Here is a 17869-nt window from a genome sequence, read left to right as displayed (position 1 = left end):
AGCCAACACCACCGAAGACGCCACCGACGGTGAGTGAGAAACCAACACCACCGAAGACGCCGCCGACGGTGAGTGAGAAACCACACCACCGAAGACGCCGCCGACGGTGAGTGAGAAGCCAACACCACCGAAGACGCCACCGACGGTGAGTGAGAAGCCAACACCACCGAAGACGCCACCGACGGTGAGTGAGAAACCGACGCCACCAAAAACGACGCCGGCTGATAATGATAAGCCAACGCCACCAAAGAGTTACCCATCAAAACCGGTGAAAGAAGCTGATAAGCCAAATCATATGAGCCCTAGTTATCCAGGTTCACAACTCGGTGGTGATTTCAAAGGCCATTTACCGAAAGATGATAAAAACTCTTCTCAGTGGATCAAGAAAACCACCGCGGGGGAGGAACCTACATCCTATCCAAAACCATCGGAGATACGACAACCTAAGCCGACGGCTAAACAGCCAGTTAATTCGGTTAAAAAACCAGTAGAAAGTGATCCGAATCATATGAGCCCAAGTTACCCAGGCTCAAAACAGGATGGTAACTTTATCGGTAATTTACCAAAGGATGATGGTACATCGTCAGGTTGGATTAAGCATCCAACCATGACGGTCCCAACTGATACTTCCCAGCGATAGGCTAGGCCTATTCAATTGAGCCAACAACAGGCTGCAAATTTTCGCAGCCTGTTATTTTCTAACAGGATGAATTCATCTAATTGTTTTTCCTAGCGTTGGATAGTTGACTATGTAGGGTTTATCCCGATTATTGGTGACATAAAATGATGGGAATGTTTTCGTTTAACAGGCGTAGCAGGCCCATTGAGTTAAGTACATCAACGTAATCATGCCAGGGGGTATGGTGTTTAAATGAGATAAAAAAAAGATATATATGAAAAATATACTCAATATTTGTATTAAAAATAAAATTAAGGTTTCTATTTTTACCTTTATCACAATTTCTGTATCACTATTGTTGTTTTTTTTAAGAGAGAGCAATGATGGAGGGAATCGCGTACTAAAAGTTGTTAATTGCGATGCTGAAGTTATCATCTATGGTAGTGATCCAAGCATAGTGGCTAACATCAGTATTGATTTTTCGGTCAACTCAACCAAAGGTATTATTTCTATAGATGGTAAACTTTATAAAGACAATAAAAATATGGGAGTGATTAGTAGGAGGATTCATTTTTATGTTGAGGTCATAAATGATGTTATTTTGTTAAGTTCAGTGAACAATTGGGTCAGTGAGGTAAATAGTATTGATGATACACTATTTAATAGTCTTATGATCCACGAGTTTTACACAATACCAAACAGGAAAATGCAAATTGATTTTTCTAAAAAAAAGGAGGGGTATTATGGCGTGTCGACAAAAAGCATTCCATTTATATATTGCTCACCACGTTAAAATTAACGGATAAGATAGAGGGGAAAACATATGAAAATAGAGTCAAATTCTGAGGGGATGGATATCATGTAGTAAAGCCTCTCAACTAGCGATAGCTACTCAAGAGGCTATTAAATCAAAGTGACGCTATCATCAACGTAATGCTTGAAGGATATTATAGGCGGCTTGGACACGAACAGGGTTAGGATAGTTTTTATTCGCTAACATGACGATGCCAATATTTTCTTCTGGAATGAAAACAATATAAGCGCCGAAACCATTGGTTGCGCCCGTCTTATGTACCCAAGATGCCGGCATGGCATTCACTGGTGGTACCAACGCATCAACTTTACGCGGCTTCAAGGCGATATCATTGCCACTGTCAGCCACAACATGCTGCGGATTGATAGGCCAGTTATACATTTCCCATCCCAGCCCTTGGAACATTTCTCCCGCTTGGAAATAACGTGATTGAGAGGCGGTGATCGCTTTCTTCAGTACATCGTTCCCAGCCGGTAAGCTATTTGGGTTCATATTGGCCTGAAGGAATTTCACCATATCGTGCGAGCTGGATTTCACACCGTAAGCTTCCTCACCCAACATACCTAATGTGACGCGAACTGGCTGACCATCCTTATATCCCCATGCATAATTTGACTGCATAGCCTCAGGGACAGTAATAAAGGTGTGATCCAGTTTTAATGGGTGAAATACATGCTGAGTCATGTAGTTCTCAAACGTTAACTGACTTCTTTTTACTGCCAACGCACCAAATAAGCCAATGCTGGCATTGGAATAATTACGCATCACACCAGGCGCCCATTGCGGCTGCCATTGTTGATAAAATTGCCATAATGTTGTTTGGTCGATAACTGAATCAGGAAGTTGCAGAGGCAGACCACCCGCTGTGTACGTTGCCAAATGCAACATTTTCACGTCTTTCCACTGATTCCCAGTAAGCTCTGGAGCGTATTTTGTCACCGGATCATTAAGGTTCATGATGCCGGTTTGCGCGGCGTATTCCCCTGCGATCCCAGTAAAAGTCTTGCTGACAGAACCCAGTTCAAACAGGGTATTTTCAGTCACTGGGCGGCCTGTTTTTTTATCGGCGACGCCATAGTTAAAAAACTGTGGTTTTCCGTCATAAAATACCGCGACGGCCATGCCCGGAATATCTTGTTTTTCGACGAGGGGAGCAATTGCGTCATTAACGATTGTCGCCACTTGCTTTGGCGTCAGTATTGTTTGTGCCGAAATATAAAGGGGGGTAGCTGCGAACGCGGTAAAGACCAGCGTATTGATGATAGACTTTTTCATTGTTGGTTAATCTTCCATAGAACGATGAGTAATAAGCAGTGTGGCTCCTTCTGCGCGACAAATTTTGCAGTGATTGACTATGGATCACAATCGATTATATTTGGCATTTACTAATAGAAAAACTAACAGATAAACCTATGGTTCGCCGTTATATACCCCTAAATTCACTGCGTGCTTTCGAAGCGGCGGCCAGACAGTTAAGTTTTACTAAGGCTGCTATCGAATTAAATGTCACTCATGCCGCCATCAGCCAGCAGGTCAAAGCGCTAGAACAACACCTTAATTGTCGTCTCTTTATTCGTATTTCACGGGGGTTAGTACTCACAACCGAAGGCGAGAACTTATTGCCTATTCTTAACGATTCTTTTGATCGTATTGCTGACACATTAGACCGTTTTTCCGCAGGGATCGTACGTGAGAAAGTCAGGGTGGGTGTTGTGGGGACCTTTGCCAACGGTTATCTCTTAGCGCGCTTGCGGGATTTTCAGCATCAACATCCACATGTTGAGTTGGTCCTTTCGACGCATAATAATCGTGTCGATGTGGTGGCTGAAGGGCTGGATTACGCGATTCGTTATGGCACTGGTGCTTGGCATGGGACAGATTCACAATTCTTATGTGATGCGCCACTGTCGCCATTATGTGTGCCAGCTTTGGCGAGGGATTTACGCCATCCCGCTGATCTCAAAAAATTTACGTTGCTTCGATCTTACCGCCGTGATGAGTGGTCAACATGGTTTACCGCCGCAGGGGTCAATGTCCCTTCGCCTTCTCAGCAAATTATCGTGTTCGACTCATCGGTTGGTATGTTGGAAGCCGCGCAGGCCGAAATCGGTATCGCGCTGGCCCCACCCTCTATGTTTATGCATTTGTTACGCAGTGAACGCATTATTCAGCCTTTTAGTACGACGGTCAGCTTGGGAGGATATTGGCTGACTCGCCTTCAATCTCGTACTGAAACTGCCGCGATGCGGAGTTTTGCGCAGTGGTTGTTTTCTAAGATGAATTCTGAGCGAGTAGGGTCTCAGTGAGATTTGACGGTGACCCCCGCTGTTATTTTTAACGCTAACAGTTATCCCTAACACCGACAGGTCGTTCCTGCATAAAAACAACAAACCCACTCCTGAGCAGAATGGGTTTGTTTATCGATTTATCGCCGCGTTATCCGGTATGTACACCAAACAATTTAGGCAGGAACAGCGAGATGGCTGGAATATAGGTCACTAGCATGAGCACACAGAACAGGGCGAGATAGAATGGGAGCATGGCTTTCACCACCTGCTCTATCTTTTGTTTACTGACAGCACTGGCGACGAAAAGTACCGAACCCACTGGTGGAGTGATCAGGCCAATACCCAAGTTAACGAGCATGATCATACCGAAATGAACCGGGTCGATGCCCAGATTGATCGCGACCGGCAGTAACACGGGAGTCAAGATCAGGATCAACGGTGCCATGTCCATCAAGGTGCCGATCAACAGCAACATGATGTTGATCCACAGAAGGATCACATATTTGTTGTCGGAGATAGAAGTGAAGAACTCGGTGATCCGTGTGGGCAGTTGCATATAGGTCATGATGGCACCGAAACTGGCAGCAAAACCAATCAGGATCATCACGATAGTGACGGTTTTCACCGTGCGGAACATCAGAATAGGTAATTCAGACCATTTGTAGTCACGGTAAATGAACATGGTGACGAAGAATGACCACAAACAGGCGATGGCGGCAGATTCAGTCGCGGTAAAGATGCCTGAAAGAATCCCGCCCATGATGATGACAACGGTCATCAATCCCCACAACGTATCCACGAAGATTTTCAGCGCTTGGCGGAAGGGAACACGTTCGCCTTTCGGGTAGCCACGTTTGTGGGCAAAGCAGACGCACATCACCATGAGTGTCAGGCTCAATAATAAGCCTGGCAAGATCCCGGCGATAAACAGTGAGGCGATGGAGACTGTGCCGCCGGTTGCCAGTGAGTATATAACTGAGTTATGACTCGGCGGAGTCAGAATCGCCTGAACTGAACCACTGGCGGTGACCGCAGCGGCAAAATCGCGCGGATAACCTTTCTTGTCCATTTCCGGAATCATGACTGAACCGATAGAGGCAGTATCTGCCACGGATGAGCCGGAAATCGCGCCAAAGAAGGTCGAGGCCACGATATTAACCAATGACAGGCCACCGCGGATAAAGCCAACAAAAATATAGGCGAAATTCACCAGACGGCGGGCAATTCCCCCTTCCGCCATGATGGCTCCAGCCAGAATAAAGAACGGGATAGCCAACAGCGAAAATTTGTTCACGCCATTGGTTATCTGGATCATGACGGCCTCGAGTGGCAAGTCTATCCAAAAGGCGCCCACGATCGCACTAATGCCAACGGCGTAGGCAACGGGAACGCCAATGGCGAGCATGACACCGAGCGTCATGAGTAAAATAAGTGCATCCATAATGCTATCAACTCCTTATGACGACTCAGGAATTACCCAGCATGACCACCGGACGGTGGTTCTGTGGGCCTAAAAAGATACGCTCAATAATGAACAGTAGCGTGATAAATGAGCCTATTGGCAACGGCAGGTAGGTTTCCCCTGCGGTTAAAACAGGAAACTCCGCCACAGGTTGTTCCCACAGTTCTAAGCACAAGTTAGCGCCGTAATAGAGAATGAATAGGCTGATGGCCAGCATCATAAGATTGGTGAGCGCGGAACAGACCTTCTTCATGGGCTCTGAAAGTCGGTCGGTCAACATGCTAACGGCAATGTGCGAGCAAGAACGATAGCTGACGGCGGCACCAATGAAGGTAAATGTCACCATGCAGATAATGGCGACAGGCTCTGGCCATGAGAGGCCCGTGTTTAGGATATAACGGGCAAAAATACCCACGGGGATCACGGCAGTCATGACGAGCAAGGCGAAACCGGCCAACCAGATAGAAAAACGGTACAAGAAATCCATGAGCGATAAGTAGGAGCGAGACATAATAATCCCCTAGGTCCTAGTCAGAAAAAGAGAGGTGGAGAACGACGCCTCCACCCCAGACGATTATTGGACCGCTTCGATACGTTGGATCAGATCTTGGTAATTTTTACCAAACTCATCGCGAACGGGTTGGGTGGCTTTATAGAAATAGTCGCGATCAATATCTTGAATATTGACGTTACCGGCTTTCATTTTATCCAGAGACTCTTGGTTATAGGCTGCCCACAATTGGCGCTGCTCGGCTTGGGCTTCTTTCGCGAGTTTCAAGATCAATTGTTGGTCTTCTGCTGACAACTTGTTCCACTTGGCTTTGGAGTAGAGGAACACTTCCGGAATAATCATATGGCCAGTAAGGGTGTAGTTTTTGGCGACAGGCATGTAGTTATGCGCGATATAAGTCGGAGGATTGTTCTCGGCTCCATCGATAACGCCGGTCTGCATACTGCTGAAGACTTCGCTGACGCCCATACTGATGGCATTTCCGCCCATCGCTTTCAATGTGGCGAGTGCGACTGGACTGCCTTGAACACGGATTTTCATCCCTTGCAGATCTTCCGGCTTATTGATCGGCTTTTTAGTGATCATGTTGCGGGTGCCGCCATCCATCCAGCCCAGGAAGACCATTTTTGATTTGGCGCTGTCGGTAATTTTCTGACCAATCTCCTGACCGATCTCACCGTCCAGTACCTTATGCATATGATCTTCATCGCGGAAAATATAGGGGAGGGTGAAGACATCAACTTCCGGTAAGATCGCTGCAACCGGTGACATGGAAACGCGAATGATATCGATGGCACCGATTTGCGCCTGCTCTATCTCTTGTTTCTCATCACCTAATACCCCACCGGCGAAGGTTTTAATTTCCAGTCGGCCATCGGTAGCTTGTTTTAATTTTTCACCCATATGCTCAACGGCAACGACGTTTGGGTAACCTGCGGGATGAACATCTGCGGCTTTAATTTGCTGCGCAGCAACAGAAGTATGAGTGATGAACAATGTTGTTGAAGCGAGGCAAAGACTGAGTAGCGTTTTTGATAATTCCATTTGGTGATCTCCAGAAGTGAACTAAAAAACCTGGGGAGGACTCAGTGAATCAAAACACGGTTGGAATATGGCCCAGGTGTTATTTTTATCTGATATGACCCTTCTGTAATGAGCTGGTTTTTAGACATAAGCTGAACGCCAGATAAAGCCCAATCTGTATTAGTCAGTCCGTTTTTAATAGGTTGCCAAAGATGTCATTGGCTAATCAGATGTAACACAAAGTAACTTATTATACAGCTTTGTAAATTGAGTGATATCACAAAAGTGGAAAGTCGTTTCAGTCTCGAGTATGTAGATTAATTGTATCGCATTACTTTGTATTTATTTGATAAGTATGAGTTATTTATATTGTAAGTGTTGTTGAGATCCAATAGCTTGATTATTTTGGTGTGATAACTTTGCGTCGCGTCATACTTTTTCTGCAATTTTAGCGTTACTTCATTTGATTTTATGTGTACCGCTCCCTATTTGGTCTGACAAGACTGCACGTCTTCATCTAATTCCGTTGATTAAATGGAATTAAGGTTCATTATAAATGGAATATTATTTTATTGGTTGTCACATTTTACGCTTCGAAGAACTGATAATATGCTTTTTGTTATATTTGAAAGTTGATTAAATCGGACGATAACGGGCTGTTTTTATTGATTAATCTCGGGCTTATTTTTAGCGAAGATTATCATTCTTGAGCCCGCTATATCGGTGCGTATAAATTTATCGGCAGCCTCAAACCAAAACGATAAGGAGCTACAATGGATGTTCGTCAAAGTATCCATAGCGACCATGCTAAAAGTCTTGATACCCAAGGGTTACGCAAAGAGTTTCTGATAGAGACGCTTTTCAGTACAGATGAGTTCACGATGACCTACAGCCATATTGACCGCATTATCGTGGGTGGTGTCATGCCGGTCACCCAGTCTGTCACTATCGGGTGTGACGTTGGGAAACAGCTTGGCGTCAGTTATTTTCTCGAGCGTCGTGAACTGGGGATCATCAATATCGGTGGGGCGGGAACGGTGACTGTTGATGGTACCTGCTACGAAATTGGTCCGCGCGATGGACTTTATGTCGGTAAAGGGGCTAAGGATGTGGTGTTCGCCAGTACGGATGCCCAGCAACCAGCACGCTTTTATTATAATTGTGCACCTGCGCATATGGCCTATCCCACTAAACGCGTGACGCCAGCGGAAACTTCTCAGGTGACGTTGGGTGATAACCTCACGAGCAACCGTCGCACCATTAATAAGTATTTTATTCCAGACGTGCTAGAAACTTGCCAATTGAGTATGGGGTTAACGGAATTAGCGCCAGGTAATCTGTGGAATACCATGCCATGCCACACACATGAACGACGTATGGAAGTGTATTTCTATTTTGGTTTAGAAGAGGATAGCTGCGTATTTCATATGATGGGGCAACCTCAGGAAACCCGCCATATTATTGTGCAAAATGAACAAGCGGTGATTTCGCCAAGCTGGTCGATTCACTCAGGCGTCGGTACTCGTGCCTATGCTTTCATTTGGGGCATGGTCGGTGAGAATCAGGTATTTGATGACATGGACCATATTAAAGTGGGTGATCTTCGCTAAAAATGAGTAGCGCCCAACGAATGAATGGCGCTGTTTAGAGCGTCATTCTAGCGCTGAAACCGAAAAGATAATGTGTATTCAGAAAATACCATCAAGCCTGAAATAGGTCATATTTCAGGCTTGATGGTATACCGCCTCAATATCAAAGCCGTCCGAAATAAACTTGCCGCTGGAAATAAACTTGTCGTTGGAAATAAACTGAAAGATAAAAAGCGGGATGACCGATATCACACTTTAACGCCGCCATTCTGTGACAGCCATCATGCACAATTTTTGGGTTCTGTAGCATTGCTCACATATTACTCGAATACCGCACTTTCCCTCTCTCTTCCCACCACTCGCCCCGTTTATTTCTCAGGTGAAATGCTTATGCTCATTTCAAGCGTAGAGGGGCAGAAGCATCACACGACAAACTCATGGCCAAATGCCGAATTCTTTGCGGGTCGATCAACAGCTTAAATGTGTAAGGGTGGTGCTCCCCTGTGGTAGCAAACCAGGCTTCAAGTTCAGTGATGAACTGGTTCAACTTTTGTAATGAGATGAGTAGCTTCTGTCGCTGTTCAGGGTGTTCGCCATACTTGTGGATCCACAAGCGGAGTGCAAAAGCCTCCGTAATATGACTAAAAGCGCGTGTATACCAAAAAGCACGTTCCCAAGTATCGATAAGGGTCTGTTTGAAGGTATCGGTGAGCGCCATGGCGGGTAATTTCTTGTTCACTTGAGTGCGTAGATATTCAGCCAAGAAACGAGACTTCTGTTTTTCCAGTGCGATAAGTTGCATCTGTTGCTCGCCAACAACTTCATCGTCAGGGGGCATCAGCGGCTGGAAAGATTGCGACCAGTTGGCACTGCGAGTGTCCATATGGAGCAACTGTAGCGCTTGTTCAAAATCAAAAGGTGGCTGGCTATGGCGCTGTAATAAGCGGCCGAGCAAGCTGGAAGTCTTGCAAATCCAGTCATAACTGGAGGTGTAAATGGCAAACAGATCGTCGATTTCCTGTTGCGGCAGGGGGTGCACGCAATGGGGGGCTAACCACTCGGTAAAAATAGCCTGTGACGAGACGGTAGGGGTACGGATTAAACGCGAGAGGCCGAACAAATTGAGTTCATTGACTGCCCCCAAGAGTGGGTTATTCGGGAGCCACTCCCAGTTGATGCGCGCTGTGATGGCCTCAAGTTCATCGCCTAGATTTTGGCTGGCCCAGTGCAGACGCTTTTGCAGTTCGTCTAATAGGCAACACGGAAGCAGCGCCCAACCATATTCGATGCCCCAAAGGTCGAATTCCACCCACTTACGATAGCCGGCTAGGCTGGTCAAGTTAAGGTTGTTAGCAAATCCAGGACGATAGTCCAATTCTGTGGCTTTCATTGAAGCCCGTACATCATGAGGTAAAGCATCTAACGCCATCTTTAATTGCTGGCGGGGCCACTCTTTGTCCTGATAGTCGCGCAAAACTAATTGGCGGCCCTGAAGGCGTAGGTTCTGGTAGAGGCACTGAAGGGCGGTTTCCCACTCGGTTCGGTGGACTGTGGGGGTTGAGAGGGATAGCCGCAACCCGCGTACTGTGGGCAGGTGGCTCAATATTTCTGGCAATGTTTCACCAAAAAAGAGGTTAAGAAATGCCGCCTCATTATCGGAATCAGTGGAAAGAAAATATTCAGGAAATTTACGGCGTAACTCGTGGTTATCCGGTGCCGCCTCACCTTGCAGCCATAACTGAAGATGATTTTCTTCGCAATATTGCCCCACTTTTTGCAGATATTGCAGGGCGTTATTTCGAGCCAACAACATGTGCTCGACCGTGGATCTCGGGCATCGCGGTGAAGGTTTGGCTAATAGGGCCAGCAGTGATTGCTGATGCACGATCAGGCCATTAAAGGGGAGTTTTTTGATATGACGCATCAGGTCGAGAAACACATCCCATTGCCACATAGCGGGCGTGTTTATCTCAATAAACAGCAGCGGTGTCGAGCTACCCATAGTGGTTCTCCTACAAACTGCGTGGGTACGTCATCCAAGTGAACGGATAGTAGAACGGGGGTTGTGGTGAGTCAATCGCAGTCCTGTGAATCAGCGAAAGGAAGGGGAAACGAGTATATGAAGACCTATGCACTGGTCGGCACTGGCGGGCGTTCGGGGATGTATTTGGAAGCCATTGCGACCACCTACCGACAAACAGCACGTCTGGTCGCACTGTGTGATTCGAATCAAACGCGCATGGATTATGCCAATCGCAATCTCGAAAAATGGGGCCATCCAGCGGTCACAACATGGAAAGCCGCCGATTTCGAACAAATGATTACCCAGCATCGGCCCGATATTGTGATTGTCACCAGTGTGGATCGCACACACGACCGCTACATCATCCGTGCGATGGAATTGGGATGCGACGTTATTACAGAAAAACCCATGACGATTGATGCCGAACGCTGTCTTGCTATTGTGGAGACCGTCGAAAAAACGGGGCGCGATCTGCGCGTCACATTTAACTATCGCTATGCACCCCATCACAGCAAGCTGCGCGAGCTAATCCTCAATGGCACGGTGGGTGATATTTTTTCCGTGCATTTTGAATGGCTGCTAAATACTCAACATGGTGCCGACTATTTCCGCCGTTGGCATCGCGATAAACGTAACAGCGGCGGATTGCTGGTGCACAAATCCACCCATCATTTCGATCTCGTCAACTTCTGGCTCGACTCAGTACCCGAATTCGTCTTTGCCCAGGGTGACCTGCGTTTTTATGGCAAGGAAAATGCCGAGAATCGCGGCGTGACAGATTTCTATCCGCGCTGTCACAACGCCCCACATGCCCGCAACGACCCCTTTGCCCTGCATATGGCAGAGCGAGACATGCTCAAGAGTTTGTATCTGGATGCAGAACATGAAGATGGCTACCTGCGTGATCAAAGCGTCTTTAGTGATGGCATCAGTATCGAAGACACCTTGGCGGTCATGGTGAAGTACCGCAACAAGACCTTATTAACTTACTCCCTGAATGCTTATCAACCTTGGGAGGGATTAAATATTGCCTTCAACGGCAGTAAAGGTCGGCTGGAAATGAAGCTGGTGGAGAACTCCTACGTTAATGGTGGGGGAGAACGCAAAGAAGAAGGCAGCCTGATGGACTGCGAAATTACATGGTATCCGATGTTCGGTGCGCCTGAGCGTATTGCGGTTGAATACGGGCAAGGCGGGCATGGCGGCGGTGATGCCTTGATATTAGCCGAGCTATTTGGCAATCCCGGCCCAGACCCACTCAAACGACGTGCAGATAGTCATGCGGGCGCGATGTCCATTCTGACGGGGATCTGCGGCAATTTATCCATGCAACACAATCAACCTATTTTTATCGATCAATTACCCGTCGGCAGAAAACTGTTGTCGCGGCATAACAGGGAGCAATAACCATGGCAAAGGGCGATATTTATCCACTCGAATATCATGAGTATATCGACGAAGATACAGGCTCACGGGTCACTAGGCTGACACCAACCAATGTGATTTGTCATCGTAACTACTTTTATCAAAAGTGTTTTCTGGACGAAGGGCGCTCACTGATTTTCGCCGCAGAATTCGACGGGTTTCGCAATTATTACCGGCTTGAGCTGTCCAGCGGGATCGCGACTCAATTGACCGAAGGGGCTGGGGATAACACCTTTGGCGGGTTCCTCTCACCTGATGAACAGTATCTCTATTACGTCAAAAGTGAACGTAACCTGATGCGCGTGACATTGAAAGACTTGTCAGAGATCTCGGTGTATCAGGTGGCGGATGAGTGGGTCGGCTATGGCACTTGGGTGGCTAACTCCGACTGCACCAAACTGGTTGGCGTGGAGATCCATCGCGATAGCTGGCGGCCGGTCAGTGACTGGACTGTATTCCAACAGTTTTACGAAGAGCAGCCACTTTGCCGAGTGATTCGAGTGGATTTACACAATGGGCACCGTACGACATTGCTACAGGAAAACCAATGGTTAGGTCACCCGATATACCGCCCTTATGATGATAATACTGTGGCGTTTTGCCATGAGGGGCCGCTGGATCGGGTAGAAACCCGCATGTGGCTGATGAATGAAGATGGAAGCCATATTCGTCGGGTTAAACAGCCCGCACCTGGGGAAAGTTATACCCATGAATTTTGGGTGCCGGATGGCTCTGCCATGATGTACGTCACCTATGTAAAAGACAGTCCCGTGCGCTATTTATGCCGAGTTTCCCCTGATACGGGTCTGGATGAAAAAATTGTCGCAATGCCGCCTTGTTCACATGTGATGAGCAATCACAATGGACAATTGGCGGTTGGTGACGGCTCTGGCAAGCCTATCGACATCGTCGATAATGACAAGTATGGCGATGCCACTGACCCCTACCTCTATCTCTTCGATCTGAAGAACCAAAAAAACCACAGGATAGCGAAGCACAGTAGTTCGTGGGCGGTACTCGATGGCGATCGTCAAGTGACTCATCCCCATCCTTCTTTTACACCCGATGAAAAGAGTGTGCTCTTCTCCTCGGATAAAGATGGTCTGCCGGCGTTGTACCTTGCCACTATTCCAACCTCAATTCTCGACAGTATTCAATAATAATAAGAGGGTTTAGTTATGTTTAAGACACCAGGAATTATTGCCTCAATCTTGTTGCTGGCCACATCCGGTATGGCGCAGGCGGAAAACGTAGAGTTAAGATTTTCATGGTGGGGGGGAAATAGCCGCCATCAAGCGACACTTCAGGCAATAAAAGCATTTGAGCAGCAGTATCCCAATATCAAAGTTCAGGCTGAGTATGCGGGTTGGGAGGGCTATTTATCACGCTTTACCACTCAAATCGCCGGTGGTAAAGAACCTGATGTTATTCAAACCAACTGGAACTGGCTGCCAATATTCTCTAAAAATGGCTCTGGATTTTATGATTTGCGTCAGGTCGCTAAGACACTCGATCTGACGCAATATGACCCAGAATCGCTCAATAGTGTGACGGTAAATAACAAACTTAACGGTATTCCGGTCGCCATGACTGCCCGTAGTTTCTATTACAATAAAAAACTCTGGGAAGAGATGGGAGTTGCTTATCCGCAAAGTTGGGATGAGCTGAAAGCCGCCGGAATCGCGTTTAAAGCCAAAAATAACAATAGCTATCCATTGGTTCTGGACTACATGGAATCACTGACTCTATTGCACTCTTATATGGCGCAGAAATACAACATTCCCGCTATTGATGAAAAAACAGGAAAATTCAATTACACCGCCGCGCAGTGGGAAGAGTTTTTCCAACTTTATAAGGATCTGGTCGATAGCCATGTATTCCCTTCTAAGCGTGTATTAGCCTCTTATGGTAAAGCGAATACGTGGGAAATGAAGCCATGGATTAATGGCGCATGGGGGGGCGTTTATATGTGGAATACCAACGCCACCATGTATGAAAATAGCTTACAGCCGCCCTATAACAAGCTTGAATTGGGGCCGTTTTTCATGTTGCCAGGAGCAAAAGACGCGGGCTTATTCTTTAAACCTACCATGATGTTCAGCATTGGCCGCACGACGAAGCATCCGGAAGAAGCCGCTTTATTGGTTAACTTCCTGATGAACGAACCTGAAGGCATCAAAGCGATGGGGCTGGAGAGAGGCGTACCGATCAGCGACAAAGCCTATCAACAGCTATTGCAGGATGGCACGATTCAGGAGAGCAGTATTGCTGTGGCGGGGCTGAAATCATTTATGGCTCTGCCCCACAATATTCCCACGTCACCTTATTTCGATTACCCGCAGTTTGTCTCTCTTTACCATGAAACAATTCAGAAAATAGACCAAGGTGATTTCACCGTGAAAGAGGCGGCTTCTTTCTTTGCCAAAAATGCCGAACGTATCCTAAAGCGCGCCATGAAATAACCTGCACCGCCCTCAATATAAGCTCCCCCGTGCTATTGCATCGGGGAGCAAGGCTTAGTTATTTATACATGGAATGAGATGATGATTAAATTTAGTGCGACGCTCACCTGTCAGTATGATGCCATTTTTTCCCCTTTTCGCGCTGCGGATTTTTATCAGGGACTCGCTTGGTTGCAAGAGAGCGGCTTTGATGCGGCTGAGCTGTGTATTTCTGATTATAACGATATCGATATTAAGACTATAGCCAAGGCATTAGCAGCGCATGATCTGAAGTGTACGACGATTGCCAGTGGGCAGGCCCGTAAGCGAGACGGGCTATCATTATTGGCGCAAGATCCCGCCGTATTACAGCGTACTCAACAACGTATTTGTCGTCATATCGATGCAGCAGCAACACTGGGCTCCTATGTCACCATTGGTTCATTGCGCGCGTCCGGATACTCACTCAGTGCCGATAATTACTGCCATTTACTGGCCGAAGGATTAAGCCCTTGTCTCGATTATGCGCAGCGCAGTGGTGTCACCCTCATCATCGAAGCGCTAAATCGCTATGAGATGGAACATATCAATAGCGCAGCCGAGATGGTGTCTTTCCTCGATTTCATTGGCTCACCGTCTCATGTTGGCATTCTATGGGATGTGTTTCATGCGAATATTGAGGATCAACATTTTGCACAGGCGATCCAACTGATGGGGACTCGGTTACGGCACGTGCACTTTGCCGATTCTAATCGTGCGTTTCCGGGGTATGGCCATCTTTCCTTTGATGATATCTATCGGCAACTCCAGTTTTCCGGCTATCAAGGTGCTATCTCATTGGAATGCCTCAACCAGCCATCGTCGCAGGTTGTTATCGATGAATCAGGGCCATTTATTCGACGATTGCGCCAATTAGCATTAGGGAAAAAGTAGGGGAAGAGTAGGTGACCGAGCGTCGTCGATCACCTTGATGGAAATGACGTTCTAGACAGCTTGTTTTAAGCGCTCAAACCCTTGTGCCAGATCGGCTTTCAGTTCATCCATATCTTCCAAACCAATCTGCAAACGCAGTGCCCGACCGCCGGGTTGCCACTGCGTTACGGTACGATATTCAGCGCAATTAAAAGGAATGACGAGGCTTTCAAAACCTCCCCAAGAGTAGCCCATGGCGAAAATAGACATGTTATCTAACATATTATCAACGCCGGCTTTGGTGTATTCCGGTTGTAAAATAAGAGAGAAAAGACCAGACGAGCCTTTAAAATCTCGTTGCCAAAATTCATGTCCTGGGCAATCAGGCAGCGCAGGATGCAGAACTTTTAATACCTCCGGACGGGATTTAAGCCAGTGAGCCATCTCCAGACCGCGCTTTTCGGCCTCTTTCAATCGCAAGTACATCGTCCGTAACCCCCGCAGTGCGAGGAAACAGTCTTCTGCACCTGGCAACATGGCCATCAGATCATAGGTTTCCCGTAATTTAGGCCACCAGTCCTCATTGGCAGAAACCACCCCCATGAGTAAATCGGAATGTCCTCCTAAATATTTCGTGCCGGCCTCAACGGAAATATCACAGCCATGTTCATGGGCGCGGAAAAATATCGGTGTGGCCCAAGTATTATCAATAATGGTCGCGATCCCCTGTTTTTTCGCTAGTGCTGTCATCGTTGGGATATCTTGAATTTCAAAACTTTGAGAGCCAGGCGATTCTAAAAATAGGGTGGAAGTATTCGGGCGGAACAAGGTTTTTATGTCAGCGCCAATTAAGGGGTCATAGTAAGTGGTCTCGATGCCCATTTTGCCCAACATCCCAGCACAAAATAGGCGAGTGGGTTTGTACACACTATCTGGCATGAGCAGGTGGTCACCGGCTTTCAGTGTTGTCAGTAATGCCAGCGCAATGGCACCCAGTCCTGAGGGTGACAGCACGGTTCCTGCGGCACCCGCCAGCTCGCTCCAGGCATTTTCAAGATTGGCGATTGTCGGTGTCCCCATCGTTCCGTAATTAAATTCGGCTCGATTATGTTCAATATCGCTAACGGTAGGGAAAATAACCGTCGAACCTCGATAAACGGCTGCGTTAACAAAACCGGCTTGTTTCGCGGGATCTCTGCCGACCTGTGTAATACGGGTACTCATGCTGAAATCCGAGTTTGGTTTTTTACTCATTGCTAACCTCATTGAATAGAGCAATATCGACAATCATCATTTATTCGAAAAATTTAAAGAAGGGTGATAAGCAAAGTAATATGCCAAAGAAAGTGATAAACCAAACTGCTGGTCCCTTAAATTTATGCAGTGTTTCGACTTTATAAACGAGGTAGCAAGGAATTAAGCATGATACCAGACCAAACAAAGGGCTCCCGAGCTGCATAAAGAACAGGATAGAGAAGCGGGTTGAAATCCAAGCCCATAAGCCTAATACAACGCCAACGCTAATCGCAATATGAAGTACTTTCTGATTTATCTTTTCCTCTGGAATAAAGCGACAAATAATATTGGTTACAATCCCTTTTATTGCCTCTTGGAAACCGAGATAAATACCCAAGAATGCCGTTAATATGGCAAAAATGTTCAATAACGCACTCATGACTCTAACAACTGATCCAGGAATAACCTGTGCTGCAATGGCAAGTGCGGAGATATTTTGCTCAAAAGCGGAAACGGCTTGTTCATGGCTAATGGCAAAGGTGAATGAGAAGGCAAAGAACAATACGGCAACCGCAAGGATAATATAAGCGACACGGTTAGCGCGAATCGCTCGATAAGTGGCAATACGCTTATCTGATTCAATTTTACGATAGGCAATATTCATCGGGCTAAGTATTTGAACGAATAAAATAGAAAACAGGGTAAAGGGCAATGTTAAAAACACGTCGCGCATAAACGGCAATAGCGCAGGGAAGGCGGTAATATTATTAAAGTTCCAATGCGGGACCATCACAATGCCTAATACAACAATGATACCGAATTTTATGCAAACCATCGGGCCGGATATCTTGAATAGTAAGCGTTCGCCTTGAGCGGCAATGCTAACCAATACCACCAGAACCGCCAATCCATACCAGATAGAGTTTGATAGTAGCCCTTCGGTCAGCCCAAAGGTTTGGATGTAGGAGGCACTGTCAAAGGTGACGGCGAGAGAGTATGAAAACATTCCGTGCAATAGCATCAGGAAATAGGCAATACCTAGCCAGAAGCCCCAGTTTCGGCCCAAATATTGTGTGATGACGTTGGTATAATCTTCACAGTTCTCACTTTCTGACAGTGTTTTAAGATAAAGACTTTGCAACAAATAAATGGCGGGATATGAAATGATAACAGAGGCAATAAAGACCCAAATACCTTTAATGCCCACTTGTACCGGCATAAACACAATACCGGAGCCAATCGCCATACCAATACAGAGAATAACCCAGCCGAAGTCATATCGAGTAAAAGGAACGTTATTATAAGCGGTTTTTGATTTTGTATCTGCGTTTATTATGCTATTCATCGTTTTCTTCCTGTCGCAAGATAATTAGAATTAGTATTCTCACGAAATGAGATGTTTTTTTAAAACATCATGTATGCCAAACAAACATACTGATATACAGGCATAGTACGTACAGGGAAGCTAAACTAACAGTCGTTGGCGGTGCTATTAAATGAAAAGACTTGTGCATAAAACGCAAAAG

15 protein-coding genes are annotated in these 17869 nt (G+C 46.5%); 8 read left to right on the top strand and 7 right to left on the bottom strand.

The features are described from left to right. Positions 1-106: 106 nt before the first annotated feature. Positions 107-640 carry a hypothetical protein gene (locus tag BN68_RS13990; RefSeq protein ID WP_019211783.1) on the top strand — a complete coding sequence of 178 codons (534 nt, stop codon included), beginning with the start codon at positions 107-109 and terminating at the stop codon, positions 638-640. 253 nt (positions 641-893) lie between these two features. Continuing rightward, the gene (locus BN68_RS13985) at positions 894-1412 is read left to right on the top strand and encodes a hypothetical protein (protein ID WP_019211782.1); all 519 of its coding nucleotides are present in this window, start codon (positions 894-896) and stop codon (positions 1410-1412) included. Positions 1413-1544: 132 nt separating this feature from the next. Here the strand turns inward: BN68_RS13985 and ampC are convergent, their stop codons facing one another. Next, positions 1545-2708, bottom strand: a complete 1164-nt coding sequence (ampC, locus tag BN68_RS13980; RefSeq protein WP_019211781.1) for a class C beta-lactamase — start codon at positions 2706-2708, stop codon at positions 1545-1547. Between the two features lie 137 nt (positions 2709-2845). On the opposite strand from ampC, the gene ampR reads away from it, so the two are divergent. Further along, a complete protein-coding gene (gene ampR / locus BN68_RS13975) occupies positions 2846-3739 on the top strand; it encodes a LysR family transcriptional regulator AmpR (protein WP_019211780.1) in 894 nt (297 codons plus the stop codon). Positions 3740-3869: 130 nt separating this feature from the next. On the opposite strand, the gene BN68_RS13970 is transcribed toward ampR, so the two are convergent. From BN68_RS13970 to BN68_RS13960, 3 genes are all read right to left on the bottom strand, one after another. Beyond that, positions 3870-5162: a TRAP transporter large permease gene (locus BN68_RS13970; RefSeq protein ID WP_019211779.1), complete on the bottom strand. Its 1293-nt coding sequence runs from the start codon at positions 5160-5162 to the stop codon at positions 3870-3872. Positions 5163-5187: 25 nt separating this feature from the next. After that, positions 5188-5694, bottom strand: a complete 507-nt coding sequence (locus BN68_RS13965; protein ID WP_019211778.1) for a TRAP transporter small permease — start codon at positions 5692-5694, stop codon at positions 5188-5190. A 63-nt stretch (positions 5695-5757) separates the two neighbouring features. After that, on the bottom strand, positions 5758-6738 hold the full coding sequence (locus BN68_RS13960) for a TRAP transporter substrate-binding protein (protein ID WP_019211777.1): 981 nt from the start codon (positions 6736-6738) through the stop codon (positions 5758-5760). Between the two features lie 752 nt (positions 6739-7490). Here BN68_RS13960 and kduI point away from each other — a divergent pair. Beyond that, on the top strand, positions 7491-8327 hold the full coding sequence (kduI, locus tag BN68_RS13955; RefSeq protein WP_019211776.1) for a 5-dehydro-4-deoxy-D-glucuronate isomerase: 837 nt from the start codon (positions 7491-7493) through the stop codon (positions 8325-8327). 373 nt (positions 8328-8700) lie between these two features. On the opposite strand, the gene BN68_RS13950 is transcribed toward kduI, so the two are convergent. Then, a complete protein-coding gene (locus BN68_RS13950) occupies positions 8701-10308 on the bottom strand; it encodes a hypothetical protein (RefSeq protein ID WP_019211775.1) in 1608 nt (535 codons plus the stop codon). 117 nt (positions 10309-10425) lie between these two features. Here BN68_RS13950 and BN68_RS13945 point away from each other — a divergent pair, with 117 nt between their 5' ends. The 4 genes from BN68_RS13945 to BN68_RS13930 all read left to right on the top strand — a co-directional run bounded on the left by BN68_RS13945 (position 10426) and on the right by BN68_RS13930 (position 15128). Next, positions 10426-11736 carry a Gfo/Idh/MocA family protein gene (locus BN68_RS13945; protein WP_019211774.1) on the top strand — a complete coding sequence of 437 codons (1311 nt, stop codon included), beginning with the start codon at positions 10426-10428 and terminating at the stop codon, positions 11734-11736. A gap of 2 nt (positions 11737-11738) precedes the next feature. Beyond that, positions 11739-12914, top strand: coding sequence for an oligogalacturonate lyase family protein (locus BN68_RS13940; protein ID WP_019211773.1), 1176 nt, complete (start codon positions 11739-11741; stop codon positions 12912-12914). An 18-nt stretch (positions 12915-12932) separates the two neighbouring features. Beyond that, positions 12933-14216: an ABC transporter substrate-binding protein gene (locus BN68_RS13935; protein ID WP_019211772.1), complete on the top strand. Its 1284-nt coding sequence runs from the start codon at positions 12933-12935 to the stop codon at positions 14214-14216. 81 nt (positions 14217-14297) lie between these two features. After that, positions 14298-15128 carry a sugar phosphate isomerase/epimerase family protein gene (locus BN68_RS13930; protein WP_019211771.1) on the top strand — a complete coding sequence of 277 codons (831 nt, stop codon included), beginning with the start codon at positions 14298-14300 and terminating at the stop codon, positions 15126-15128. A gap of 51 nt (positions 15129-15179) precedes the next feature. On the opposite strand, the gene metC is transcribed toward BN68_RS13930, so the two are convergent. Then, entirely contained in the window at positions 15180-16361 is a 1182-nt protein-coding gene (metC, locus tag BN68_RS13925) for a cystathionine beta-lyase (RefSeq protein WP_019211770.1), read from the bottom strand. Positions 16362-16401: 40 nt separating this feature from the next. Next, the gene (locus tag BN68_RS13920; protein ID WP_019211769.1) at positions 16402-17688 is read right to left on the bottom strand and encodes an amino acid permease; all 1287 of its coding nucleotides are present in this window, start codon (positions 17686-17688) and stop codon (positions 16402-16404) included. Between the last annotated feature and the right edge of the window lie 181 nt (positions 17689-17869).

Source organism: Yersinia massiliensis CCUG 53443, assembly GCF_000312485.1.
GTDB classification, from domain to species: Bacteria; Pseudomonadota; Gammaproteobacteria; order Enterobacterales; family Enterobacteriaceae; genus Yersinia; species Yersinia massiliensis.
The sequence above is the reverse complement of the archived record's forward strand: the minus strand, read 5'-3'. Positions and strand labels throughout refer to the sequence as shown.

What these genes read in the sequence shown, in the direction of transcription:
- BN68_RS13985 (WP_019211782.1), top strand. Translation starts at nt 894, where the DNA reads ATGAAAAATATACTCAATATTTGTATTAAAAATAAAATTAAGGTTTCT.
- ampC (WP_019211781.1), bottom strand. Translation starts at nt 2,708, where the DNA reads ATGAAAAAGTCTATCATCAATACGCTGGTCTTTACCGCGTTCGCAGCT.
- ampR (WP_019211780.1), top strand. Translation starts at nt 2,846, where the DNA reads ATGGTTCGCCGTTATATACCCCTAAATTCACTGCGTGCTTTCGAAGCG.
- BN68_RS13970 (WP_019211779.1), bottom strand. Translation starts at nt 5,162, where the DNA reads ATGGATGCACTTATTTTACTCATGACGCTCGGTGTCATGCTCGCCATT.
- BN68_RS13965 (WP_019211778.1), bottom strand. Translation starts at nt 5,694, where the DNA reads ATGTCTCGCTCCTACTTATCGCTCATGGATTTCTTGTACCGTTTTTCT.
- BN68_RS13960 (WP_019211777.1), bottom strand. Translation starts at nt 6,738, where the DNA reads ATGGAATTATCAAAAACGCTACTCAGTCTTTGCCTCGCTTCAACAACA.
- kduI (WP_019211776.1), top strand. Translation starts at nt 7,491, where the DNA reads ATGGATGTTCGTCAAAGTATCCATAGCGACCATGCTAAAAGTCTTGAT.
- BN68_RS13950 (WP_019211775.1), bottom strand. Translation starts at nt 10,308, where the DNA reads ATGGGTAGCTCGACACCGCTGCTGTTTATTGAGATAAACACGCCCGCT.
- BN68_RS13945 (WP_019211774.1), top strand. Translation starts at nt 10,426, where the DNA reads ATGAAGACCTATGCACTGGTCGGCACTGGCGGGCGTTCGGGGATGTAT.
- BN68_RS13940 (WP_019211773.1), top strand. Translation starts at nt 11,739, where the DNA reads ATGGCAAAGGGCGATATTTATCCACTCGAATATCATGAGTATATCGAC.
- BN68_RS13935 (WP_019211772.1), top strand. Translation starts at nt 12,933, where the DNA reads ATGTTTAAGACACCAGGAATTATTGCCTCAATCTTGTTGCTGGCCACA.
- BN68_RS13930 (WP_019211771.1), top strand. Translation starts at nt 14,298, where the DNA reads ATGATTAAATTTAGTGCGACGCTCACCTGTCAGTATGATGCCATTTTT.
- metC (WP_019211770.1), bottom strand. Translation starts at nt 16,361, where the DNA reads ATGAGTAAAAAACCAAACTCGGATTTCAGCATGAGTACCCGTATTACA.
- BN68_RS13920 (WP_019211769.1), bottom strand. Translation starts at nt 17,688, where the DNA reads ATGAATAGCATAATAAACGCAGATACAAAATCAAAAACCGCTTATAAT.